The sequence below is a fragment of the Breznakiella homolactica genome, from assembly GCF_016616095.2.
GTDB classification, from domain to species: Bacteria; Spirochaetota; Spirochaetia; order Treponematales; family Breznakiellaceae; genus Breznakiella; species Breznakiella homolactica.
This window is the reverse complement of the sequence record NZ_CP067089.2, coordinates 3475977-3499696: the sequence shown is the minus strand read 5'-3', so window position 1 is coordinate 3499696 and position 23720 is coordinate 3475977. Positions and strand designations below refer to the sequence as shown.

The window sequence follows — 23720 nt, the reverse complement described above, 5'->3', positions numbered from 1 at the left end:
TTCAGAGGCATGGTTATTAGTGAACAGAAATCGGGCGACACACAGTACAAAAGAGCGTTATCTTACTGTTACTGATGAATGGAGAGAACGGATCAGAAATTCGTCAGGTAACAAATACCGATCAGCAGGAGAGCCCGGAGGCTTTCCCGGTCGGAAAAGTCCGACAGCGTGCCGAGCTTGCCGCCGTACCACCAGAATAATCCCATCTGGGTATCGATACGGAGGGTGTATTCGGTAAAGTCCTCTTTGTGGCTCTGGGCTCCGAAAAGCAGATAAGCCAGTTCTTCCAGGATGATACCAAAATCCGCCAGGGCCTCCCGGTATTCTTCCCTGGTTATTTCCCCGATAAATTCGGGGATCCTGTCCTGGAGGCGCTCCTTCTTTTCCTCATCGGCCTTTTCCACCCAGGTTTTCTGGATCAGCAGGTCAAGGTTATTCTGGAAATGCTCCATAAAATTGCTCATGTCAGCGGGCCGTTTTCCGGAATTCAGAAGACGGTTGTAATCGGCGCCTATTCCGAGAATTTCCGCAAAATTTACGGAGGACTCCACGGCAGGACCTTCTCCTGAAGCGTATCCGTTCAGGGGGAATAATTTTTCTGCAATGTCCCGGTATTCCATCGGTATGGCCTCGGTAACCCGGGGAGAACACTTAAACATAGTATTACCATGCTTGGAAATCTCGAAAGTGTCAATATAGGGGGAGCACAGGGTCTGACAAGCCGTAACGCACCCGGGGAAGAACCGATGCCGCGGGGCCTGCCACAGAGAAACGGTGATGGCTCCGCGTCGGCCTGCGGCCTCGAAAGTCGCTCATCACCGTTTCTCTGTGACACCCGGTGCTACCATTATTGCCCGGGTGCGTTACGGCCTGACCGGCTCTGTGCTGCCCTGTGCGGGAGGGCTGCTCCCCCTGGCTCCAGCCTTGCCGCATTATGTGTGGAGTTTTGCAGGGCAAAACTCCTAAAAGACTTGCCGCTTCTGGCGGCAAGTCTTACGCCACCCCCACTTCTGGTTCTGCGGCGTTCTTGGATAATACATACCCGTGCCGCCGCATTTTGATCATTTTTATTCTATATAATAGATATTTTTTACATATTTCCGGAGAGGCCGTTCTGCCCGAGTTCCAGGTATGCCGCCAGAGCCCGGCGGGTCGAGTCAAAGGCCATGTCATCGGGGCTGATAGTTTCGGGCCGGACAAATTGTACCGCCGCGTTCTCATCGTCCAGCCGGAGGTCCGACTCGGAAAGCCCCGGAACATCGATGGTAAAAAAAAGATCGCAGGTATTATACGTAAAACCCTTGTACGGGTATGTATTCGGAAACGAGGCGAAGAGCGTTACACCGGACCCCGGGTCCCAGCCGATTTCCTCCCGGCATTCCCGCCGGAGGCCATCCAGGGCTCCTTCTCCGGGATCGACAAAGCCACCGGGAAAATCGTACTTCCCTTTGGAAGGTTCCCGGTTCCGGACCAGCACCAGGATACGGCCGCCGCTGGAAATCACACAGCCTGTGGCCGCGGCGGTATTGTGGTACAGCAGGAACCCGCAGTCCGGGCAGGAAAAGACCTTGTTATTTTCGAAACGGATATTTCTGGACGCGCAGGATGGGCAGAATGTAAACATACCTTCTCCGGATTGAACTCAATGTTCCGCAAGTATATACTTATTCCTATGGTATGTGAATGCAGACTGACCGTACGGACCTATGAATGCGACAGCTACGGCCACGTTAATAACGCCAATTATTTGAATTACCTGGAATACGGCAGGTATGAACTGCTCCGGGCGGTGGGGTTCAAGTACCCGGAAATGATCGCATCCGGCTACGGGGTGTACGTTGCCCGGATCGAAATCGATTATAAAAAAGCCGCGGTAACCGACGATGAACTTCTTATCCGGTCATGGCCTATAAAGAAAGGCGCCGTCAGCGGGGTGATCCAGCAGCGGATACTCCGGGGGGACGATATCATCGCCGAAGCAAAGGTTACCTGGGCTTTCGTCGATTCCAGGGGAATGCCCATCAAAATCCCGCCGGAATGGGATCTCCCGGGGCTCAAACCGGATAAGACCTGATCAAGGATATTTCCACAATATTTCTGTTCTGCCCCGGATAATAATTTCCGTAAATAACCGCGGTTATCTGCCAATTCATCAGCGGATGGTGCATCCTCTCTGCGGGGGTGCGCTATGGGAATCATTAAAAGCGTAGACAGGCTTCAGCCGGAACTAGCCCGGCGGACGCGGATTTTTCTCGAATACTGCAGGGAACACGCTATTGACGTCTGCATAATAGAAACACTGAGGCGCCTGGAAGTCCAGGAAGCCTATTACGCCCAGGGACGGAAACCTCTGGAAACCGTCAATGAGCTGCGGAAAAAAGCCGGCCTGTGGGCCATTACAGAATCCGAAAATTCCAGGACCGTAACCAATACCATGAAGTCCCGCCACATGGAAGGCAATGCCGTGGATATATGCCCGATGAAAAACGGAAAACCCTGGTGGAACGCACCAGATGAAGTCTGGGAAGAAATCGGGATATTGGCCGAGACCTTCGGCCTCGACTGGTGCGCCGGAGGGTACGGGCAGACCTGGGGCAAAGGCTGGGACAATCCGCACTTTGAACTCATGGCGAATTTTCCGGGTAACTGATGTATGGAGATCGCAAAGTTTATATTAACCGCGGTGGGAACTTTTCTGTCGGTGCTGGGGCTTTCGTTTACCGTTTTCTCATATTGGAGGAAACGGCAGGATGAAAAATTCAATGCTCTAAAAAAAACCATGGCAAACAGTGTCATGGCTGAAGAGAAAATGCGGACCAGGGAACTTGAACGGCTGGAAAGGCGGATGATCATTCTTGAGGACAAACTTATGCATGAGATGCAGCGGAGACTCAGCGACATCGAAGGCGAACTCAAAGGGCTCCGCCCCATCCTGCAGTCGATCCAGAACTGGTTTATCGAAAACACCCCGAGGAAATGATTAATCAGTCCGGATGGCTCGCCATCCCATCATCCGTATGGGATATCAAAATCAATAGGGATGGCGGTGCATCCAGCAGATAACCTTCCCGTGAATCCTGAGCATGTTTTCAGCCTGCTCGTAGGAAATGATTTCCGGATTCGGATAACGTTTTAAATTCTCGCTGCTGATGATGATCTTCTTCTCGAAAGGCCGGTACTCGATCCGTTTAACCCGGACATCCTCTCCGATGCTGATAACATAGATCCCGTCCCCTTCCAGCTGGCTCCGGTCAAAAACAACCAGGTCGCCGTTGAACAGGCCCATGTCGGTCATGGAGTCACCCACGACCCGGACGATTCCGCAGTTCCGCGGGGCGACACCGCCGAGCATTTCAAAAACCACCGGGATATAGGATTCTATATTGGAAAGCTGGTTCGGTTCCTGGCCCGGGCCTGCCGCCGCGGGCTGTCCGAAAAGAGGAAGAAGTGTCATGGCGTTGGGGTCTCCTTCGTTTGTAGCGTAGGGTTCGGCTTTTCCGTTACTGAAACGGAATAAGGTAAATTCCGGTGAGTGGGCGGGCAGAAGCCGTACCTTTGCCTCCGAAACCAGAATATCCCCATCCTTCGGCAGTTCATACATAACCGCCGGTTCCCCGTGTCTCTCCTGGTTTTCCGGCAATGCCGCCGCGCCGCTGTTTTCTTCCATTCCGGAAGCAAAAAGCGGCCCGTCTCCGTTTAAAAATCCGGGATTAAATCCTATCCGATGTATCAGACGAAGCAGAAAATCCGAAGAGGGATTTTTCGAACGCCCCTTTTCGATATCGTTCAGCATCTGGGGTCTGACATCGAGTTTTTTGGCTAATTCCGCCGACGATAAACCGGTAGAATCCCGTATGGAAGCAATTATATCCGACCAATCGTATTTCATAATATTCTTTCCGATTTTTCGTATTTTCCTCTTGACTTATCCGATATTTAAGATAATATTCTATACACGGGCGGGCTGTCAAGTAATTCCGTCCGTGAAATCCGATTTATCATCGGGTTTTCAGCCATCGGTGTTCAGCAATTCTTTTGCCAGGAGGTAGTTACATAATAAACCAGAGCCGGATATCACGCAATGGAAACACACAGAATTGTTCATTGGTGAATCATGATCATTTATTGCATTGAGAATAGTGACGAGGAGACCACGACATGAGGACAAACGGGACAGAGACACGAAACTTTATGACCGACAGCCGGGGCCGGCATGTTCCCGCCGATCTGGTTACGGACCTGGATAAACTCCGGGACCAGACCGTACGGAGCATCGCGGGCAAAGCCCTGGAAGAACGGGACCGTCTGGCGGCGGTAAAAACATCCCTCCGCGAAGAGGTTCTGACGTACCTTAATCTTTCGGCGGAAAAATACGGAAAGAAGTACGGCGGAAAAAAAGGGAATGTGACGCTGCTGAGCTATGACGGTATGTACAAAATTACCATCGCAATAAATGAAACCATTGTATTTGATGAACGGCTTCAGCTGGCAAAACAAATTATCGACGACTGCATCACCAAATGGTCCGTTGGATCCCGGGACGAAATACGCGCCCTGGTTCAGGACGCGTTCTACGTGGACAAGGCGGGTAAAATAAATTCCGCCCGGATTCTCGGACTGCGGCGCCTGAAGATTGAAGACCTCGACTGGCAGCAGGCCATGAAACTTATCAGCGACTCCATACAGATAGCGGGAAGCAAGGAATACCTCCGGGTTTACGAACAAACCGGAGAAGGTGCCTACCGGCAGATTCCCCTGGATGTCGCGGCATTATAAAAAAGGAGAAACCCATGAACGGAATACTGTACCGCATTGCCATATCAATAAAAAATACCGGAGTCCGCCTGAGGCTGCGGCCGCTTATCAGACTTGGACTTCTCCTGCGGGAAAAGGCTTTCGCCGGAAAAATCTGAACAGACCGCTTCTGGACTGCATAATCAATTCCGCAGAATAAGGGAACATCCCCGGAAATCCGGGACAGATGTCTCCGCGGGATTGGCGCAGCCGTATTTGAAAAAACAGCTATTTGGAGAAATCTATGCAAACTAAATCGCTATCCCCCGAAAAGGACTGCGGCCCCGAGGAACTGCCGTTTACCATCAGGCTGATCATGCGCGATGAACCGCTGCTTGTTTCCTGCGGAGAAGCGGAAACCCAGATAATTGAACGGCTCGGTTTCAGTCCCCGGGAGTTTCTTGAACTCCTGGAAGGATCCTACCCCGGAGGAGTTTCGGTCCCGTTCCTTCATGAAATAATGGACGACTACGAAAACGGAATTCCCGCGGCGGTTGATCTGCTTGAGGGACGCAGTTACGGAGAAAGAAAAAAAATTGAGGAGAAAAAACACCATGCGTGAAGAAATTAATTTGGTTCAGGAGATGATACTGGCATGTGAAGAAGCGCTGGGGAATAAAGATACCGCTGTCCGCGGTGTGCGGGCTATCTGTAAATGGTTCGGCGGGCAGCTTATTTACATCCCCCGTTCAAAAACGGAAGGGGCAAAAAATTCCGAAAAGCTTAAGGATATACTTTTCGGCGCTCTCGGTGAAAAAGACGGCGCGGTGATGCTGAAAAAAATAATGGCCTATTTCGGGGGTGTACAGCTGTACATTCCTATTGAACAGCGGGCATTCAAAAAGGAGATCGCCCAGGAAATCTATGACCGGTATGACGGAACCCAGGAATCCATGCGCCGGCTCTGCCGGGAATACGGTATCAGTTTCTCACAGGTCTACCGGCTTTGGTCGAGCGGCCAGACGACCCAGGTTAAGAAACAGAAAGCGGCGGGCATTTAATAACTGCCGTTTAGTAATGTGAAGGAAAAATCTGTCATAAGCTGTCGGTGTGGTTACCGGCAGCTTTTTTGTCGGCACCGCGTACAACGTCGTAAAGGGGTTTAAGGATCGAATGAACATTATCAGCTACCTTGAGATACGAAACAACGCAGTGGACCAGATCCGGCAGGCGATCCTGTCTCTGGATGACATCTATGTCGGTACCCACCCGGGAATTCTCGCTGAAACGGAAGCCGGTGGTTTTGCCCAGCAAAGCCCGGCTGTTATTACCTCCCTCCTGAAAATATTTGACTCGGACAGCCAGGATGAATCCAGCGCCGAATTTGCCACATGGGTTCTCAGCCGGACGGAGAATGAAAGCTTTATGTATGACGGCGCCATCGAAACCGTTTCAGCGTTAATCCCGGTTATCAGAAATATCCGCGCCGATTGGGCGTATGACGGCGGAACGAATATCTGCGCCGAAAGTCTGTATTCACCGTTGCTCGGAGAAAACGGCATGACCATGTGGGAAATCCGGTGGCAGTGGAAACTCCGGGGCAGTGTGTTCAACGGGACCAAAGGCGGGATTCCTATTTCTGAAGATCAGGAAAACTTTGAAGGATATAACGCCGAGCATGCCATTGATGAGATGCCGGCAGCAGATGAAGTGAATCTCTGAAAACTTCAGTTTTCAGAAAAATAACAATGTCAATCAATAGGAGGATTGCAGATGTCAATATCATTTGTCCAGATTCCTGAAAACCTGCTCGTTCCGGGGCAGTACCAGGAAATCGACAACTCCCTGGCGGGAACCACCAGTGAGGTGAAAAAAGCCCTGATAGTGGGATACAAAGCGGTCGGCGGGACCGCGGAGCCCGGTATTCCGGTCCAGGTGCTGACCAAAGCCAAAGCCGGGGAACTTTTCGGCTACGGAAGTCCCGCGTCTATCATGGCGGCGGCCTTCCTGGAACTCAACAAAGTTGAGGAACTGTGGGTACTGCCCGTGGCGGAACCGGATGCCGGAACAAAATGGACCCAGACTTTCTCGGTTGAAGGTACAAGCTCTGGTTCCGGCGCAGTGAACATACTGATCAACGGAAAAAAAACCGCCGCCTCAGTCAGTGCCGGGGCAGTCCCGTCTGAAATCGCTGCTGCCATTGTTGCCACGGTAAACGGAATGGAAAATGTCCCTGTGGATGCTAAGGTCGATGAAAGTGAATCACACCAGGTTATCCTTACCAGCGTAGTCAATGGAACAGCGATGAACGGAAATCAGATTTCCATGGCAAGTACCGCTGCAGGAATCAGTGTAAAAACCAAGACAGCTATCGACGGCCAGGGTGTGTCCGATATTTCTCCTCTTTTCAATAACCTTGGGGAAACCCGGTACAACTACATTATTTATGATTTCAGTGATAAGGATAATCTCGAAGCCATCGCCGCGGAACTGGAAGACCGGTATTCTGCGACTCGCCAGATTGGTGGTCGATGTTTCGTTGCCCTATCCGGGGAAATCGGAAGTGTCAGTGAACCTGGATCTATCCTTGCACAGGCAAAGGAAATCAACAGCCCTCATATCTGCCTGATCCCGCGGATGAACTATTCCGGACTTCCCTGTGAGTGGGCCGCCCGCTTTGCTGCAAAAGCGTGCCGTATTTTAGCTGATGATCCGGCGGCGAATACATATGATATCGAAGTAACCGGGCTTTCTGCCAAAGAGTCGGTTTCTTTTGAAATGCGCCAGAAACTTCTGGAAAGCGGTATAGCCACATGGCGTATCGACACAACCGGCAATGTACTTATTGAACGGCTCGTAACCAGCTACAACCAGAACAGTGATGGCGGCCGGGATACGAGTTACCTGGATATCCAGGTGGTGGAAACCGTGGATGCCATCAGAACCTATATCAACAGTGAAGCAAAGAAACGCTTCAAAACCTGGAAGCTTGCATCCACCGGAGAAAGTTTCGGCCGCGGAGCAAAAGTCATGACACCCGCAGTGTGGCGATCTTTCCTGGCGGATCTGTATCAGACAGTATTCATTCAGGACAAACAGTGGTGCCAGGACTTTGATTCCTACAAGTCGTCAATCCAGGTTGCTGTTAAAAACGGCAGCAAAACCCGGCTTGAATACCTGCATCAGCCTGTGCTGATTGGGCAATTCCTGCAGGCTGCCGGTCTCAACCAGTTCAAATAAAAGGAGATTTACATGATTCTTAATAAAGTAAAACGGGTAATATCTTCCGTCCTGGGAGAACTTCCCCTCAAGGAAGGAGGCGGAACTTTTAAGCCCGGAGCCTACAAACGGGAGACCCAGTTGGGTGAAGTAGCTGAAAATACGGGATATACCGAATCCCCCACCGCGGCGGAACTGAGCCTTACTCTGAACGCCTCCCTGGATCCGCAGGACTTCCGGGATATTTCCAACGATACCCTTACTATCATTCTTTCTGGTGGGTCGGAACATACCATGCCCAATGCGTGGGTCACCGATGCGGTAGAACTCGGCACCGGCGAACTTAAGGTCACATACCAGAGCGCCAAGTCGGAGAAACTGGTCTAAAATATTCGGGATTTGGCCGGATTGAAAAATTCTGCCAAATCCCTTTCTCCGGAATGCAGCCATAGCATTGAAATAAAAACACTATTCAACCAAGGACAAGAAATGAAAAGCATAGAACTAATCCATCCGATTACAAAGGGAGAACGGACAATTTGCGAGTTAACCCTGCAGGACCCCAAAGTGCGGCATATGATCAGGACCGATGGCCATGAAATAACCACCATCGGCGCAGACATTGCCCTACTTTCAGCGCTTTCGGGGGAACCGGAAATTCTTCTTCAGGAAATATCCTTAGAAGACTGGGCAAAAATAAGGGTTGTACTTGCCCGGGTTTATGCGGCGTTCTATGGGTTAGATCCTGATAAAGTCTCAAAGAAAAGCGGAAAGCAATCAGAACCAGAGAAAAGGGAACCCGTACAAAACCCTCCGAGGGCAGCAGAGGTCTAACATTCACCGAGCTCAGTGAACACCTTGTCAGGATGGTCACTGAGCTGCTGACCCTGCTGCCGGGCATGCAATATGAAACTGTGGTTAATTTCTCCTGGGCGGAATTAAAAATGTGGCACAGCAAATCAATCACAGTCTATAAAACCATCAAAGGACTTACATAATGGCGGAGATACAATACGAAATACAATCAGCCATGGAATCGCTCCGCGATCAATTCATCAGGGCTGTTGACGAAATGGGAAATACAGTATCGGAATTTTCATCCGGTGCTGCCGGTGGATTAACCCTGGCTGGTGATTACTTTTCCCAGTTTATGTCCCTCGCAGATAAAGTTGGAGGCGAATTCGGTTTCGGTGCTTTGTCAAAAAATATTCCTTTCCTGGATTCGATATTAACAAATATCGGGATAAATGCCGAAACAACGGATGAAAAAATTCTCGAATTTAAAAACAATATTTTCGAAACCCTTCATATTCCTGAGGCTGAGAATCTTCTAACCGGCGCCATTGGCATTACTGAAGAAATTGCGTCATTTGCCGCTGAATTCAGCAAGTCTCCGGATAAGCTTGGTATGGTTCTCAGTAAACTGCAGAACTATAGTGAAAGCGGAAACCCCGGATCCGAATATATTGCAGAAGCTCTGGCAGTTAAGGATGAGTTCCTGAACAAGGCATCGCAGCTTTCAGTGTTGGGTAAGGCACTTTGGTCCGGTGTTGAAGAATTTGATCTGTCAAACATGGACCTTTCAAAAATAAATTTTGATAAAATAGAAAATATCTTAACAGAATATGCTGCCAGTGGTTATGCAGGAGCGAACCAAATCAGCCAAATATTAGATTTTACGGATTCGGTAAAAACAAAAATTGGTGATGTAAAAAATTTTGGGGAAGCAATCAGAAGTACATTTGCTGACTTTTCCATTGACAGTTCAGTATCGGAACTCCGGGAAAAACTACAGAACACTTTTGGAGAACAGTTACAGCACTTCGATCCTTTAAAAGAACAACTAACAGGCATTTTTGATATTGGACAAAACAGCTGGGACTTTGTGAAACAGATTTTTGATGGAGATGCATTATCTGGAATTTTCAATAAGGTAAAGAATGGTGGTTCTATTATCGATCTCGGCAAAGATTTATTCAACCACGCTACAGGAGCAGAAGGAACAGGAGCTTTTTTCAGCAGCCTTTCTTCTCTTCCTGATTTATTCAACGGGATAAAAGAAACGATAACCGGCGGCAATCTGTTAGAAATGGCAAAAAACGCCTTGAGTGGTTTTTCCGGATCCGCCGGAGGCATCATCGGTTCATTTGCTGATTCAATTCTCGGTCCTGACAGTGCTATCGGAAAAACAAAAATTGGAGGATTTTTCAGCGGAGCCTTTGATTTAAGAAAAACTAAAGCTTCCGGTATGTTTAGTTCTGTCTTTGGCATTACTGAAACTGATAGCAGTTCAATCAAACCATTCGATTTTTCCCGGGTAATTGATGAAGCAAAGAAAGCGTTTACCGGCGAAGATCATTTTGAAACTATAAAAAATATCCTGAGCGGTTTTTCCGGTTCTGCGGGAAGTGTAATAGCTTCATTGACTGGTTCCGTTGCCGGACACGGCAATACCACGGGAAACAAAAAAATCGGCGGATTTTTAAACGGAGTGTTCAATTCTCTGAAAGACAAAGCTGCAGGATTATTCGGAATCCAGACAAAGAAAAGAACGGGCTTGTCTGATTTTCACGGTTCTTCGGTAATTACCAGAGATGAAACTGAATCATCTTTCCATGGAACAAGTAATTTCAAAACAGATGAAATACCAATCGCTCAGGATGAAATCAGCATAAGCAATACAACCGGCTCGGCGGTAATAAGTGAGGATATTTTATCAGATACAGTGGTTCCCCCCGCATTGGCAGAAGAAATTTCAGTACTTCCTTCAATTCCCTCCGGCAATTTTATACCGGAATCTGAGGGAAAAGCAGAAATACTGACAAAGATAATAATCAGCGACGAACGAATTACGGCGTCACAGTCGATTGCAGAAAATACAATGACAGCCCGTTTTAATACAGGGTCAACCGCAGAAGCACGGAGGTTAGCATTATGAATTTCACCCCCGCCTTACCTAAGCCTTTTACGGAAATCTGGAGAGAAGCATACCGATATAATGAGAAAGACAGTCCACGGAAATCTTCCTACCAGGCACCCGGTAAAACCCCGGTTCCTTTCATTCTTGGTACGACTAAACTGACTGGAGGCTTCTCGGTAGATACCTCTGAATATCCAACCATGGGTTATTGGAGCAACGTCCCGCGGAATGAAAAACCACAGACCCTTTTAGTAACCGGATATCTCCGTGGCGACAATTATATAAAAGAGCGCAATACCCTGATTGAGTCGCTGCGGATTCTTACCAGTGATGAAGATCCGGGGTACCTGGAACTACCGCTCTGGGGCCGCTTCCCGGTAATTGTCACCAACTGGGATGTCTCGGAGTCCGGAGGAAAGAACGGTCAATGTGAAGTCTCGATCGGCCTCACCAGGACAGGAATGCCTGAACTTCAGCGCAGGGACACAACCGGCGTCATGGGTTTATTCAACAAACTTGAGAACACAGCGGATTCCTTAAAAGATGCGGCAGTTTTGGCATTTGAAAGTGCAGTAGACGGAATAAACGCCCCTGACACAATAGCAGATTCATTTACACAAATCAAAACCAGCCTTCTGGATATTGCAGGACGGATTCAAGGGTCAAGAAGCAGTCTTAATGAAATTACCGGCGGCCTTTCTTCAATTACTAATCTCCTTGCCCAAGGTGAACGGAATCCCAGAAAACTGGCCTCCGCTTTATTTGATTCAGGCAAACAGATTGTCGATGGAATAATAAAAATTCGTGATACCTTTGATGATCCGGAATTATTTTTCACAATAAAAGACAATGTCAAGAATATGCTTCAGCAATTACTGGGAGTAAAAAACTTTTTTCTTGATGTGGACACAGTAACTATAAAACAACAGGTAATCAAAGAAGAAGCTGAAAGGCTGTTTAAGATAACAGCTTTCAGTGCGGCGAGCCAGCTTATGACTAAACTGGAGGATCCTACATTCAGCCAAATTAATTCATATTGGAAACTCCTCCAGGACCTGGAGGGCAGCATAAATATGGATGATACAAATATTTATACCGCGGTTCAGGAAATTTTTATGACCGTTGCCGAAGAATTATCATCAAAAAATATTGCGGCGGAACTTACAACATTTATAAAAACCCCCATACCACTTCCCTTCCTTGCGCAGATGCTCTCCTGTGATGAGAAAAAACTCCGGCGACTCAATAATTTCTCAGATTCTTTTCTGGTTGAAGGTGAAGTAATCTATGTCTAGGATTGTAGTTCAGTCAGTTTCAAGTAACACCAACCTATCCAAAGAAATAACCTGGGAACGGATCAGGATTAGAAAAACTCTTGATGAATTGTGCCACTACCTTGAAATGTACATTCCGGTAAGTGAACGTGATAAAATACATAAACACGACAGATTAACAGTCCATTATTTCAACGGAGCAGTATCGGCAACAGCTTCACGAAACCTCGTTACCACTATATGTGTCGATGAAGTATGCGAAAAAAGTGAAGCAAATCATCGGAGTTTAACCGTCATAGGGCGATCTCCTGCCCGCGATCTGGTGGACTCAACCTGGTCGGATACCGTTCAGGGCAAAGCAGATTTGCTTACAATAGTAAAAACCATTGGATCAAAATTCGGTATCACAGTCGAACACATCCCCGCCGGAGGAAACACGAGCCAGCCGGTCCCTTCTTTCTCCTGGGAAAATGAATCCCCCTGGACCAGACTGCTTACAGAGGCTGATAACCAGGGATTTATAATCACATCGAATGAGCAGGGAAATATCCAGTTGATTAATCCCGTCGGGTGGAAAGTAAATAACAAATTTCTTCTTGCCGAGGGTAAATCATTGAAACACATTCAGACAATAGAAAGTGGTTTTGAGCAGTTCCATGAATACATCATTAAGGGCGCCGATTATGAAACCATTGCGGTTGATGAACAATGTCCGGCAGGAAGGGTAATGACAATTAATTTGACAGACCGCAGTATTGACGAAGCAAAACTCCGGCGCAGGGCGAAGACGGAAATGCAAAGACGCCGCCAAAACAAAGTCCAGGTCATGGTCACCGGCTGGGGTCCAAACAACGATCATACATTACCCTATGGCAACACACATATGGAAGAAGTTCTCTGGAACCCCTGTTCAATTGTCCCTCTTGATATTCCTAATGCCGGGCTGTCAGGAAATTTTCTGATTTCCCAGGTTGATTATTACGCAGAGACCGCATTGGTGGAAAGCACCATAACATTGCTTAAACCGGAGGTGTATACATGAGTTTTGACGGAGTATTGAAACAGCTTACCGCCAGAATACGGAATCTTTTTACACCGGGAGAACTTGAAAAACGAAATGATAACGGAACCATCCGGGTACGGACATGTTACGGCAGAATACTTGAAGGAAAAGAAGCTTTTCCATACGGTTTTATTACAAAGGCAACAAAAGGGAAAATAAGTATCCTTTGCGGTGGAGGGAATTTTGATTCCATAGAAATACTGCCGGTCACATCGGTCGAGTCAGCCCCTGAATTGAATGACGGAGATACGGCCGTATACAGTGAAGGCGGCAGTTCGATTATCTGCCGGGCTGACGGAACTGTAGAGATTAATGGCAATTCAAAAAGATTTGTTACCTGGGATGAATTAAACAACTCGCTGCAGCAATTATGGACGGCGATACAAACACACGGCCACACCGGGGCTTGTGCCGGAAGTTTAGGAGCGGGAACCGCTGAAGTCTTTGCTTCAACAAATTTAGCAAATGTACGATTGGATCTTTCTTCATCAAAAACTGAAAACATAAAAACAGGATAATCTATGACAGAAACAAGCACGGTAAAACTTGAACAATGGACAGATATACGGGAACTAGTTCTTATGTGTATTGGAACAGATAAAGGAACCTGGTGGGGTGATCCCACATTTGGCAGCGAGTTATGGAAACTACGACAGACCGGAAAGGTAGATGGGAAAACTACCGGGATGGTGCAGCAGATGATCCTGGATTGCCTTTGGTGGCTGAAGGAAGATGGGCTTGCCGCAGAGATCAGCTGTGAAGCATTCCAGGCGGGTAAGGATACAATTGCATACAGCCTTCAGGTTTCACGGCCTGACGGTACGAGCTTAACAATAAAGGATGTGTGGAATGGCATTTAAACGTGATTCATTAGCTACATTGCAGGACCGGGTATACAAAAACTACATGAGCCGGTTCAAGCCATTGGAAAAAACACCCCGGTACAATCTACTTAAAGTTCTCGCAAGCGCGGAAGCAGGCATGTACCACCAGCTCCTGGGGGATCTGGAATTCCTTTCGGAACAAATTTTTCCTGATACCGCCACCGGTGACTATCTTAGGCTCCACTGGTCTGACCAAGTACCGCCCCTCTATGCGGTAACCGCGGTAGGAAACGTAATTGTAACCGGAGAACCGGGGACACCGGTGCCGGCAGGTATAGTCTTTTCATCTCCATCGGGCAAGCGTTACTTTACCGAATCAGCATATACCATACAGGAAGACAGAACTGTTACAGTAAGAGTAAAAGCCGAAAAGTCCGGAGAAGACTCAAACCTCCAAGGTGGTACGAAACTTTCAATTGTATCATCGTTACGGAGAGGCATCGATTCAACTGCGCAGATAGATGCCAAAGGTATAATCGGAGGGCATGATGGTGAAACCGATGAGCAGTATCTTACAAGAATTAAGGAAACTCTTAAAGAAACAGGCCTGTACGGCAAACCCGGTGACTTCGCTATATGGGCTAAACGGGCAAATTCACAGGTTTATAAAGCATGGGAATTCAAGAACTTCAGTGTCTTTGGAGCCCTCCTGATTCAGTGTGTAGGAAAAAACAGCGCCGGAACTATTGTTCCTGTAGGAAACCTTGAAGAGATCACTTCATTTATCAATAAAGCAGCGCCCCCAATTATGATCACCGTGAGGACCCCAAAACTTCTTTCTTTTTCTCCAAAGGTTCTTCTTCGTCAGGATGAAATATCTCAGCAAAGCCAGGAGGAAATTATTGAGCGGATTAAGTTTTTTCTTGACAAACGGGCGGCACCGGGATGGATTATGAAAGCTGTTGACCTTGAAGATGTGATTATTGACGGCCGCACTATCAGCAGAGCTTCGGTTTTACTTAACGGTATTGACAGGAATGATATCAGTTACACAGTGGAAGAGTTTCCGAAGCTGGAGGAAGTAACATGGGGAACCTTGGACTAATAGACAAAGATAGAGAAAAGTATATTGAAGCGATAAAGCAGCTCTTTCCCCGGGGGCCATACTGGGAAAAGCGGATAGAAGATACTGAAGGTGATCTCTTCAATATTATAAAAACAAGGATTGAGGAATTATACCGGTTCCGGCAGCGTATGGCTGATCTTCAAAGGGAAAGTATTATCCATACTGCGTCGGAAACATTTGACCATTGGGAGGACTTATACGGCACAGAAGATAATCGCCAACTGGATCTGGAGGTCCGCCGGGAACTGCTGCTAGCCCATAAAACCCCAAAGGTGAATTTCGAAATCCTGAGCAGCATCGCGAAATTCCATGGGGTGGCTTTACACCGGGTATACTTCCCCTACAAACCGGGATTTACCGGTTTTTCAAGATTTGGCATTGAACGAATTGCGGGACCAGCGGCATTCTCCGTGCTTTACATTGAAGCTACGGAATCCCCGGAAACCAACAAGGAACTGTTTGAACAGCAGATAAGAAACAGGCTGCTGGCAAACCAGATAGCATTCTTTTTTTACAGTGGAGGTAAATAATGGCAGGCATGTACCCGGATGAACAAACCATCGAGATATTCGGAGAAGAAATCACTTGGCCGGGACTCGATACTGAAACAGGAAAATTCACCAACGGCAGTTTTACGGATCCCTCAAAAAAACCAAGCTTTATTCCGGCGGAAACAATGAACTTAGTGCTGGACAATATTTCCAGCCTCATAACGGAAATGGGCGGAACTCCCAATACAGAGAGCATCGACCAGCTTATAAAGCTTGTAAAGGATCCCGTATATAAAGGGACCGCGCGGTCGGACGGATTTCAGCTTAAACCGAAAATTATCGATCTTTCCGCAGCCACGTATAACCGGGATACCTATTATCCGGTGGTGAGCACCTCAAAGATCGGTGGCAGCGACGATAATGATAGTGCAAAAAGTCTGTTTCGGCTATCAGTAAATATTGATTGGCTCCGCACGCAGGTACCGTGGTCGACACATCCAGCAAAACATCCCTCAGCAATTATGGAGATGCTTATTAATAGCAGTGGATGGGGAATATCAAAGGCTGAATCAATCTGCCTCACAAGATCTATGCACTATGTTTCCGGTTCAACTAACCCAATTGGGTACAGCCAAATGACAAATGCCTCCCGGGCTGTTGTCTGGCTCCGCGGAGGGGCGGTCTACGAAATACGAAACGACTGGGGGAGTAGTTGGGATATAAAAACGGTACCGTACACTGAACAGGGGATTACTGTCCAGCCTCAGACTAAACAGGTATTTGATTTTATTCGCGCCGCAATAGGTGCAAAAATCGAAGACCAGAAGGCCGCAATTTATAATTGGAATGAGTTGTCTTCAGGGATTGTCATCGAAACGGATATCCCAGGGACCGCCCAGGGGATGATTAATTTATTTATCACGGGGAATGGTTATAGCACAAAAGTCCCGATAGATACCAAGATCCAAGTATATAACTATCAGTCCGGTCCGCAGTGGCTTAATCCTGCTCAAATAAACCTTGGCGCCCAACTTCGAGCTATACAGATTTACGTACATACGGATGGGTATGTCCGGTTTTACTTACCCAAACGTGGAAATTTCGAAACATATTTCCTGGAATGTTTAACTGCCGGCGAACCAAGCACAATGGGACAGGCACCAAACGGTATCCGGCAGAACCGGATAACGGCAGTATCAACAGTTACGGCCACACCTTCAATGGCCTCTAGAGCGTTTACTATCCCGATAGTAAACTCCTGGCAGCCCGGGACTATTGGAAATCCGTTTATCCTGGAAACTAACGGAACAGACCTGCATGACTTATCATTAGCCCCAGGCCATTATCGTTGCTCGATGAATGGCGTTGCGCAAACATTTGTTAATGCGTTTCCCGGGATTAAAGCTGGGAAGTTAATCGTTGAAATAAATTTTACAAACGGAAGCGGCAGGATTCTAACCTGGAAAAATTATGACGGCTCAGGAGAATGGAAGTGTTATTTAATAGCTCCTTCATTGGGAGAGTGGACTGGGTGGATAAATCAAAAAGAGGCTGAGTCTGTAAAAGGCGCAACCAATGCCAATACGGCGAATACCATTATCAAGAGAGACGCATCAGGAAGAGCAAAGGTCACAGCTCCGGCTGCGGCCGATGATATTGCAACATTAGCGTCAGTCCGGAACTACCTGCCTGTTGGAACAATCATCATGTATGACGCGAACAAAACCGGGGTCGGAGCCAGCGGTACATGGACGGATAATGTCACTATTCCCGGATGGTACGCCTGTATTCCGGAAAACGCCGCAAAGGGATGTCCCAATATGGTGGACCGGTTCCCCATGGGGAAGGTGCTAGCCAATGCAGGTGCGGCAGGGGGCAGTGCTTCAATTACTTTATCCGCAGCTCAGATGCCGGTACACAATCATAGTATTAATCATACCCATAGTGCATCTTCAGGGAATCAATCTGCAAATCATTCACACAGTATTACTATCAACAAAACAACATTAACCGGCAAACAGTTTTTGATGAGAGGTGTTAGTGGAGATATAATGAAAGACAACGGTAATTTAGCAACACCAACTGGATCTGGTGGATTTACTATGAATGGTGCAGATCTGGATGCATCTCACATTCATACTGGAAGTTCTGGAACCGAATCAGCATCCCATAATCACGCAATAACAATAACTCAGCACACCGGTAACTCCGGTAATACCGGAAGCGGTGCGGCCATCAGCATCCGAAACCCGTACTATTCGGTTATTTTTATCCGCAAATGCTCATAGGAGGAAATCATGATTTATGGAATCAAAGTTAAGGATTTTATCATCCGGGAAATCTCCCGGCAGATCAACCGGGAACAGAACCAGCTGTTCTTCACCCTGCTTTTTGATGTGGCGTACGGTTCACAATGGTCCGGGGAAAACGCTGAACTGCGGAAAAGTTACGGCTTCAGTGTTTCAAAAGAACTGAATCCGGTATTGTGGGCCAGTCTAAAGGATATGAACAATAAAGAGTTAATTGAACATACCTATAGGGCCATCACGGAATATTTCGCCGATTACTCCAGATTTAAATCCTTTGAAGAAAATCCCGAATATGAAACGGTGGTCCAGGGTGAAGCTCAGGAACCGGTGGAAATAATGAAAGCAAACCCCGCAGATGATATAGAGGAACGGCTGGCAGCAACCTTGTTCAGTACCGACACGTCCCTGCTGGATCTGTTCCGGGAGATTAAGACCGATCCCGAAACCTGCGAAGTTGTGGAGTTGGGATAAGTATGGATATCCGTACCACAGAGCGGGATTACCCGGTAATCAGCAAAGCGTTCAGAAAGTGTTCCCTGCAGCAAAAAGAAGACATCACGGTAACCCGGGATTCTTCACTGTCGGAATCCTGTATTATGGTAAAAACCGATGAAGGAACATTGACCGCCTGGACGTTTGGCAGAAAAAATATCCTCTCATACCTGCAGCACGGAGCAGTCTTCATCAGGAACCGGTGTCCCTTTTCGTTATTCAGTATGGGAAAATGCAGAACAAACCGATGCCAGCTCTATCACATCAGGAATCAAACCGGTGACTGCGCTTTGATATGGAACCTGTTTATACAATAATACCGATTGGATAGCTGTCATCTGGGCCCGGAGGTGAAAGAAACCTTCCGGGCCTATTTTATTTCCTATAGTTCACTCCGCCCTAACGCCCCCTAAAACTGAACTTTTCTTCTATAGAAATAACGTCCCTGGTCAGGACATCCTCCGCCGCGGCCTGGTTCTTCTCTTCTATTGCCGCGATCAGACTCTGGTGGGTGTCGGATTCAAAACTGAGGTATTCATCGGGGTTGCCGGTCCAGAACAACTGGGCAATGGCCCGCCACAGCCGGTGAAGGGTATTCTCCAGGGTGGCGGTCACCAGAGTATTCCGGGCGGCGGCATTCAGGGCCAGGTGAAACCGGGTGTTGTTGTGCCACCAGGTATCCAGGGGAACGGTTACGCCGTGTTTCGTATAGTTGAATTCATCCACCATGGCATAGAGTCTTTCGATTTCATCCTTCCTGATCTGTCCGATAATACGGCTCACGGAAGGCACCTCCAGCATGAGCCGCAGCTCCGTGGCTTCCCGGATATCCTTTTCCGTAAATTGGACAATCCGGTACCCCGCCCGGGGGATGCTTCTGACAATATCCTCTTTACTGAGCTCAATCAGGGCTTCCCGGACCGGCGCCTTGCTGACCCCGAATTGGTCGGACAATTCCTTTTCCTTGAGAATGCTGTCCACGGGGTATTCCTTCCGGATAATCCCATCGAGGATCCGCTCATAGACCTGTTTCTTTAGTGTTTCCGGCCGCATATCCATTCCTTGCGGGCAAGTATATCACATTTTTCTTGACATATCAATAATTATATCTGTAATATGATTAGAGATATTCTAAAACAAGGAACAGGAAATATGGATACACATGCCGTACTTTCAAAACTGGGATCCGGCGGAACCGGAATCCCCGCCGGCTTCTGGCTGCACTTCCCCGAAGAGGCGTTTTTCGGGAAAAAGGCTATCGAAGCCCACCTCACCTTTCTCGGCCGGACCGGGGTTGATTTCCTGAAGGTCATGAATGAATACCGGGTTACGGTTCCGGCGTATATCACCGCGGCATCGGACTGGCGGTACGTAAAACCTTTCAGCGCCCAGACCGGGTTCGTGCAGCAGCAGATCGATGTGATCAAGGCCCTGGCGGACCGGCTCGGCGGCAAAGTTCCCCTGGTGGCCACCATACACGGGGTATTCGCGTCGGCGTTCCACGCCTGCCGGGTAGCGGAGGACCGTTTTTCCCGGGGAAATCCGGTGAGTGAAAGCCTCTTCACCGATCCCAGGACAACCCTGGGAGGACTGCGGGCCATCGCCGAAGGGCTGGCGGATTTTTCCCTGGCCTGCCTCGACGCGGGAGCCGCGGGAATCTACTACGCGGCCCTGGGCGGTGAGGATTACCGGTTCAGCGCGGAACAGTTCGAGGAATGGATAAAGCCACTGGATCTGCTGGTTCTGAACGCTATTAAGGATAAGACCGATATTTCCATACTGCATATCTGCAAGGACCAGGTCCGCCTTCCCCTGTACGCGGACTATCCCGCGTCAATCATCAACTGGGCGATCCATGAGTCCAATCCGGACCTGGAGGAAGGGGCAAAAATATTTAAAGGTAAAATTATCCTCGGCGGCCTGGATGACCGCTCAGGGATTCTCGTGGATGGTTCCTGCGGAGACATTCAGAAAGCCGTACAGGATATCCGGGGCAGGATGAAGGATGTTCCCTTTATCCTCGGCGCCGACTGTACCCTTCCAACGGAAATATCCCCGGAGCGTATCCGGTGGGCCGTGGAAGCAGCCCATAGCAAATAAAACTATAATAAATAGAAAGGAGTTCGTTATGAAAAAAAGGTATTTCGGTTTGGCCATACTGGCAGCCATGCTGGTTTCCCTGGCCGCGGTTTCCTGCTCCAAGAAAGAATCCACCGCAGGGAAAATGGTTATGTACGGATACGGACAGCCCCAGTACTGGGCCAAGTTTTTCACCAACTACCTGGCGGACCATCAGGATACAACCAAGGGCGTCACCTTTGAGATGATCCAGACCGAAGGTGAAGCCGACGCCAGGCAGAAAATACAGATGTCCTTTACCGCCGGGGCGTATAATGATCTTCCCGACGTGACCATGACCCAGCCGGTAAGCATGCAGGCACTGGCTGAAGGCGGCGTTCTCATGGATGTGACGGATTTCGTCAATCAGAACAAAAACCTCTTTATTCCCGGCACTTTCGACGAAATTGAATACAAGGGCAAATATTTTGCCCTGCCCACATCCCTCAGACCCCAGCTTATCTTCTACAACGCGGAACTGTTCGAGCAGTACGGCATTGATCCCGCCGAGATGGACACGTTCGACGGGTATATTGAAGTGGGCCGCAAACTGAAACGTCTGAGCGGCGGCAAGACGTACCTTTCTTACGTTGATCCCCGGTCACAGACCTGGCGCTACTGGGGCCGCCGGGGACTGATGCCCCAGGCGGGAGCGAAAATCTGGGACGACCAGGGCAATGTGGTAATCGACACCGATCCCGGAGCGAAACGGGCCTTCACCACATTCGCGACCCTCTTTGAAGAAAACCTGCTCCTCAAATCCCGGATCATGGAGCCGCCTCTCTACGAATCCTGCAGAAACGGCGAAGTGGCCACCTTCTATATCGGCGCGTTCTGGGATGAATTCCTCAGAATGAACCTTCCCGACATGGCGGGAAAATGGCGGGTGCGGCCGGCGCCGATGTATCAGGATATCGGCAGGCGGGGCGCCCCGGTTATCGCCATTGAAGCGATCGTAAACAAACCCAACGGAAAATACGCGGACCTGTACAAAGCCATGTGGCTCGACTTCCATACCAATCCGGATTCCCGGAAAAAATGGACCGATGAAATGGAAGCCCAGAACGCGCCCTACACCAATCCCATTACCACCGCCATGCTGGATGATCCCTACTGGAAAGAACCGTCCCCGTATTACGGCGGACAGTCCTTCCGGGAAGCCGAAGGGTTCGGCCTCCAGGACGCGGCGGTAAACATGCGGGTGACCGTGGATGACGCCGAAGCGGACAGCATCATTTCCTCGGAGCTGGAAAAATACGTAGCCGGCGACCAGACCATGAACCAGGCCATCCAGAATATGGGCAAGGTCCTGCGGGACAGGATCGGCAAAACTTCAGCAAAATAAAAAAACAGCGCCGTACCATCCGGTACGGTTACCCGCGGCGGCCGGATTGTTTTCCGCCGCCGCGGGCTTACTTTCCTGCGAGGTGCCGTATATGAAACTGCGGAAATACGCCGCTCCCTATATGTTTATAGCGCCCTTCTTCATACTGTTTATAGTATTCCAGTTTGTTCCCATGGTGTGGTCCTTCTGGCTCAGCTTCCGCCAGTGGAACGGCCTCGGCCCGACAAAGTTTATCGGCCTGGAAAACTACACCATGCTGTTCCGGGATGCCATGTTCAGGGACGCTTTCTTTAATACTCTGTACTACTGGTTCTTTTCCCTCATCCTGGTGCTTCCCATCGCGTTTATGCTTGCGTCGCTCCTGGCATACGGAGGATTAAAAAAGAAAAATTATTTCCAGACCGCACTGTTCATCCCCCACATTACCGCCAGCGTTGCCGCGGCTCTGGTATTTTCAATATTATTTGACGACCGGGGTTTTATTAACCAGATCCTCGGTTTTTTCGGTATCAATCCCCTGCCCTGGCTCACAAGCACGGGGCTGTCAAAACTGCCGGTGCTGCTGCTCATTGTATGGCGCAATGCCCCATGGTACATGATGATCATTTATTCCGGGTTGATCGGCATAAATCCGGAACTGTACGAAGCCGCGTATATTGACGGAGCGTCGGCGGCGAAACGCTTTATCTACATCACCATTCCCTGCGTCGCGCCCATCCTGTTCTTCAGCGCCATTACCCTTTCAATAGAATCCTGGCGGGTATTCAACGAACCCTACGTGCTCACCAAAGGCGGCCCGGGCAGTTCTTCCCTGTCGCTGGTACAGTATATGTATGAAAACGGATTCAGGATATTCAAAATGGGATACGCGTCGACCATAGGATACGCCCTCACGGCGGTGCTGCTGCTGGTGTCGGTGGTTCAGGCCCGGCTAATGAAAAATCAGTCCGGCGGTATCTGGGGGTCAGCATGAGCACCATAAAACACAGACCCCGGGGCACCGCGGTTCTCATTTATTCCCTCGCGTTTCTGCTATGCGCCGTCTCGATCTTTCCGCTGGTGTGGATGATCGCTACATCGTTGAGTGTTCCCCCGGGGTATACCCGGACCAGCGGGTTCGCCAATTACGCCCGGGTCGCGCAGCTGATTCCCCTGGTTCAGAATTTCCTGAACAGTATGTTTACCGCGGTAATCGGTACCATACTCACGGTTTTTTTCTGCGCCTTAGGCGGCTTCGGGTTTGCAAAATACAAATTCCCCGGAAGAAACTTCCTTTTTATGCTGCTGCTTTTCACCATGCTTATTCCGCCGGAAACCGGAGTGGTGCCCACCTTCATCATCATGCGGAAGCTGGGACTTATCAACAGCCTGTGGTCCCTCATCATTCCCCGGGCCGCTACGGCGATCGGCATTTTCTACATGCGCCAGTACATCAGTTCGTTCCCTGATGAAATAATAGAATCCGCCCGGATCGACGGCTGCCGGGAATTCGCTATCTTCACCCGGATCGTGAGTCCGGTCATCGTTCCGGCACTGTCGTCCTGGGGCGCCCTTTCGCTGATCGCCCGGTGGAACGATTTTTTCTGGCCCCTCATTTTTATGCGGAGCCGGGAAAAATTCACCCTCATGCCGGCCATTGCCATGCTGCCCGTAAGCGAAGGCCTTTCGACGCCCTGGCCGGTTATTATGGCCGGCACCACCATCGCCGTGGTACCCCTTATTCTGGCGTATTTCTTCCTCCAGCGCTTCCAGATTGAGGGGCTGACCCTGGGCAGCACAAAGGGATAACGGAAATTCACCCCAAG

29 protein-coding genes are annotated in these 23720 nt (G+C 49.0%); 25 read left to right on the top strand and 4 right to left on the bottom strand.

Annotated features, from left to right (window positions below):
• Nucleotides 1–92: 92 nt before the first annotated feature.
• Nucleotides 93–659 (bottom strand): hypothetical protein, encoded by a 567-nt coding sequence (locus tag JFL75_RS15770; protein ID WP_215627635.1) that lies wholly within the window; start codon nt 657–659, stop codon nt 93–95.
• Between the two features lie 431 nt (nt 660–1090).
• Nucleotides 1091–1624: an NUDIX hydrolase gene (locus JFL75_RS15765; RefSeq protein WP_215627634.1), complete on the bottom strand. Its 534-nt coding sequence runs from the start codon at nt 1622–1624 to the stop codon at nt 1091–1093.
• Between the two features lie 21 nt (nt 1625–1645).
• On the opposite strand from JFL75_RS15765, the gene JFL75_RS15760 reads away from it, so the two are divergent.
• From JFL75_RS15760 to JFL75_RS15750, 3 genes are all read left to right on the top strand, one after another.
• The gene (locus tag JFL75_RS15760) at nt 1646–2074 is read left to right on the top strand and encodes an acyl-CoA thioesterase (protein ID WP_223292670.1); all 429 of its coding nucleotides are present in this window, start codon (nt 1646–1648) and stop codon (nt 2072–2074) included.
• Between the two features lie 114 nt (nt 2075–2188).
• Nucleotides 2189–2650, top strand: coding sequence for a M15 family metallopeptidase (locus JFL75_RS15755; protein ID WP_215627633.1), 462 nt, complete (start codon nt 2189–2191; stop codon nt 2648–2650).
• A 3-nt stretch (nt 2651–2653) separates the two neighbouring features.
• Nucleotides 2654–2980 carry a hypothetical protein gene (locus JFL75_RS15750; RefSeq protein WP_215627632.1) on the top strand — a complete coding sequence of 109 codons (327 nt, stop codon included), beginning with the start codon at nt 2654–2656 and terminating at the stop codon, nt 2978–2980.
• 51 nt (nt 2981–3031) lie between these two features.
• Here JFL75_RS15750 and JFL75_RS15745 read toward each other — a convergent pair whose 3' ends face one another.
• Nucleotides 3032–3889 carry a LexA family transcriptional regulator gene (locus JFL75_RS15745; protein ID WP_215627631.1) on the bottom strand — a complete coding sequence of 286 codons (858 nt, stop codon included), beginning with the start codon at nt 3887–3889 and terminating at the stop codon, nt 3032–3034.
• A 269-nt stretch (nt 3890–4158) separates the two neighbouring features.
• On the opposite strand from JFL75_RS15745, the gene JFL75_RS15740 reads away from it, so the two are divergent.
• The 18 genes from JFL75_RS15740 to JFL75_RS15660 all read left to right on the top strand — a co-directional run bounded on the left by JFL75_RS15740 (nt 4159) and on the right by JFL75_RS15660 (nt 18769).
• Nucleotides 4159–4776, top strand: coding sequence for a DUF3164 family protein (locus JFL75_RS15740; protein WP_215627630.1), 618 nt, complete (start codon nt 4159–4161; stop codon nt 4774–4776).
• Between the two features lie 14 nt (nt 4777–4790).
• Nucleotides 4791–4913, top strand: coding sequence for a hypothetical protein (locus JFL75_RS20890; RefSeq protein WP_285291952.1), 123 nt, complete (start codon nt 4791–4793; stop codon nt 4911–4913).
• Nucleotides 4914–5038: 125 nt separating this feature from the next.
• Nucleotides 5039–5356 (top strand): hypothetical protein, encoded by a 318-nt coding sequence (locus JFL75_RS15735; RefSeq protein ID WP_215627629.1) that lies wholly within the window; start codon nt 5039–5041, stop codon nt 5354–5356.
• Entirely contained in the window at nt 5349–5795 is a 447-nt protein-coding gene (locus JFL75_RS15730; protein ID WP_215627628.1) for a Mor transcription activator family protein, read from the top strand. Before JFL75_RS15735 ends, JFL75_RS15730 begins: the two co-directional genes overlap by 8 nt.
• Before the next feature lie 112 nt (nt 5796–5907).
• Nucleotides 5908–6456, top strand: a complete 549-nt coding sequence (locus tag JFL75_RS15725) for a hypothetical protein (protein ID WP_215627627.1) — start codon at nt 5908–5910, stop codon at nt 6454–6456.
• A 51-nt stretch (nt 6457–6507) separates the two neighbouring features.
• A complete protein-coding gene (locus JFL75_RS15720) occupies nt 6508–7974 on the top strand; it encodes a phage tail sheath protein (protein WP_215627626.1) in 1467 nt (488 codons plus the stop codon).
• Nucleotides 7975–7986: 12 nt separating this feature from the next.
• On the top strand, nt 7987–8340 hold the full coding sequence (locus JFL75_RS15715; RefSeq protein WP_215627625.1) for a phage tail tube protein: 354 nt from the start codon (nt 7987–7989) through the stop codon (nt 8338–8340).
• A 102-nt stretch (nt 8341–8442) separates the two neighbouring features.
• Nucleotides 8443–8787 (top strand): phage tail assembly protein, encoded by a 345-nt coding sequence (locus JFL75_RS15710; RefSeq protein ID WP_215627624.1) that lies wholly within the window; start codon nt 8443–8445, stop codon nt 8785–8787.
• A 163-nt stretch (nt 8788–8950) separates the two neighbouring features.
• Complete coding sequence (locus JFL75_RS15705) at nt 8951–10891, top strand: hypothetical protein (RefSeq protein ID WP_215627623.1); 1941 nt, start codon at nt 8951–8953, stop codon at nt 10889–10891.
• Nucleotides 10888–12168, top strand: coding sequence for a DNA circularization N-terminal domain-containing protein (locus JFL75_RS15700; protein ID WP_215627622.1), 1281 nt, complete (start codon nt 10888–10890; stop codon nt 12166–12168). The genes JFL75_RS15705 and JFL75_RS15700 overlap by 4 nt, the downstream gene beginning before the upstream one ends.
• Entirely contained in the window at nt 12161–13189 is a 1029-nt protein-coding gene (locus tag JFL75_RS15695; RefSeq protein ID WP_215627621.1) for a hypothetical protein, read from the top strand. Before JFL75_RS15700 ends, JFL75_RS15695 begins: the two co-directional genes overlap by 8 nt.
• On the top strand, nt 13186–13728 hold the full coding sequence (locus JFL75_RS15690) for a hypothetical protein (RefSeq protein ID WP_215627620.1): 543 nt from the start codon (nt 13186–13188) through the stop codon (nt 13726–13728). The genes JFL75_RS15695 and JFL75_RS15690 overlap by 4 nt, the downstream gene beginning before the upstream one ends.
• 3 nt (nt 13729–13731) lie before the next feature.
• Nucleotides 13732–14070 carry a phage GP46 family protein gene (locus JFL75_RS15685; RefSeq protein WP_215627619.1) on the top strand — a complete coding sequence of 113 codons (339 nt, stop codon included), beginning with the start codon at nt 13732–13734 and terminating at the stop codon, nt 14068–14070.
• Complete coding sequence (locus JFL75_RS15680; RefSeq protein ID WP_215627618.1) at nt 14060–15139, top strand: baseplate J/gp47 family protein; 1080 nt, start codon at nt 14060–14062, stop codon at nt 15137–15139. Before JFL75_RS15685 ends, JFL75_RS15680 begins: the two co-directional genes overlap by 11 nt.
• Complete coding sequence (locus tag JFL75_RS15675) at nt 15121–15690, top strand: DUF2313 domain-containing protein (protein WP_215627617.1); 570 nt, start codon at nt 15121–15123, stop codon at nt 15688–15690. Before JFL75_RS15680 ends, JFL75_RS15675 begins: the two co-directional genes overlap by 19 nt.
• Nucleotides 15690–17939 carry a DUF5060 domain-containing protein gene (locus tag JFL75_RS15670; RefSeq protein WP_215627616.1) on the top strand — a complete coding sequence of 750 codons (2250 nt, stop codon included), beginning with the start codon at nt 15690–15692 and terminating at the stop codon, nt 17937–17939. The genes JFL75_RS15675 and JFL75_RS15670 overlap by 1 nt, the downstream gene beginning before the upstream one ends.
• 9 nt (nt 17940–17948) lie before the next feature.
• Complete coding sequence (locus tag JFL75_RS15665; RefSeq protein ID WP_215627615.1) at nt 17949–18431, top strand: hypothetical protein; 483 nt, start codon at nt 17949–17951, stop codon at nt 18429–18431.
• Nucleotides 18432–18433: 2 nt separating this feature from the next.
• A complete protein-coding gene (locus JFL75_RS15660) occupies nt 18434–18769 on the top strand; it encodes a hypothetical protein (RefSeq protein ID WP_215627614.1) in 336 nt (111 codons plus the stop codon).
• A gap of 82 nt (nt 18770–18851) precedes the next feature.
• On the opposite strand, the gene JFL75_RS15655 is transcribed toward JFL75_RS15660, so the two are convergent.
• Nucleotides 18852–19505, bottom strand: a complete 654-nt coding sequence (locus tag JFL75_RS15655) for a GntR family transcriptional regulator (RefSeq protein WP_215627613.1) — start codon at nt 19503–19505, stop codon at nt 18852–18854.
• A 99-nt stretch (nt 19506–19604) separates the two neighbouring features.
• Between JFL75_RS15655 and JFL75_RS15650 the strand changes: the two genes are divergently transcribed.
• The 4 genes from JFL75_RS15650 to JFL75_RS15635 all read left to right on the top strand — a co-directional run bounded on the left by JFL75_RS15650 (nt 19605) and on the right by JFL75_RS15635 (nt 23703).
• Nucleotides 19605–20552, top strand: a complete 948-nt coding sequence (locus JFL75_RS15650) for a uroporphyrinogen decarboxylase family protein (protein ID WP_215627612.1) — start codon at nt 19605–19607, stop codon at nt 20550–20552.
• Nucleotides 20553–20580: 28 nt separating this feature from the next.
• Complete coding sequence (locus tag JFL75_RS15645) at nt 20581–21915, top strand: ABC transporter substrate-binding protein (protein WP_215627611.1); 1335 nt, start codon at nt 20581–20583, stop codon at nt 21913–21915.
• A 91-nt stretch (nt 21916–22006) separates the two neighbouring features.
• Nucleotides 22007–22888, top strand: a complete 882-nt coding sequence (locus tag JFL75_RS15640; RefSeq protein WP_215627610.1) for a carbohydrate ABC transporter permease — start codon at nt 22007–22009, stop codon at nt 22886–22888.
• On the top strand, nt 22885–23703 hold the full coding sequence (locus JFL75_RS15635) for a carbohydrate ABC transporter permease (protein WP_215627609.1): 819 nt from the start codon (nt 22885–22887) through the stop codon (nt 23701–23703). Before JFL75_RS15640 ends, JFL75_RS15635 begins: the two co-directional genes overlap by 4 nt.
• Nucleotides 23704–23720: the final 17 nt, after the last annotated feature.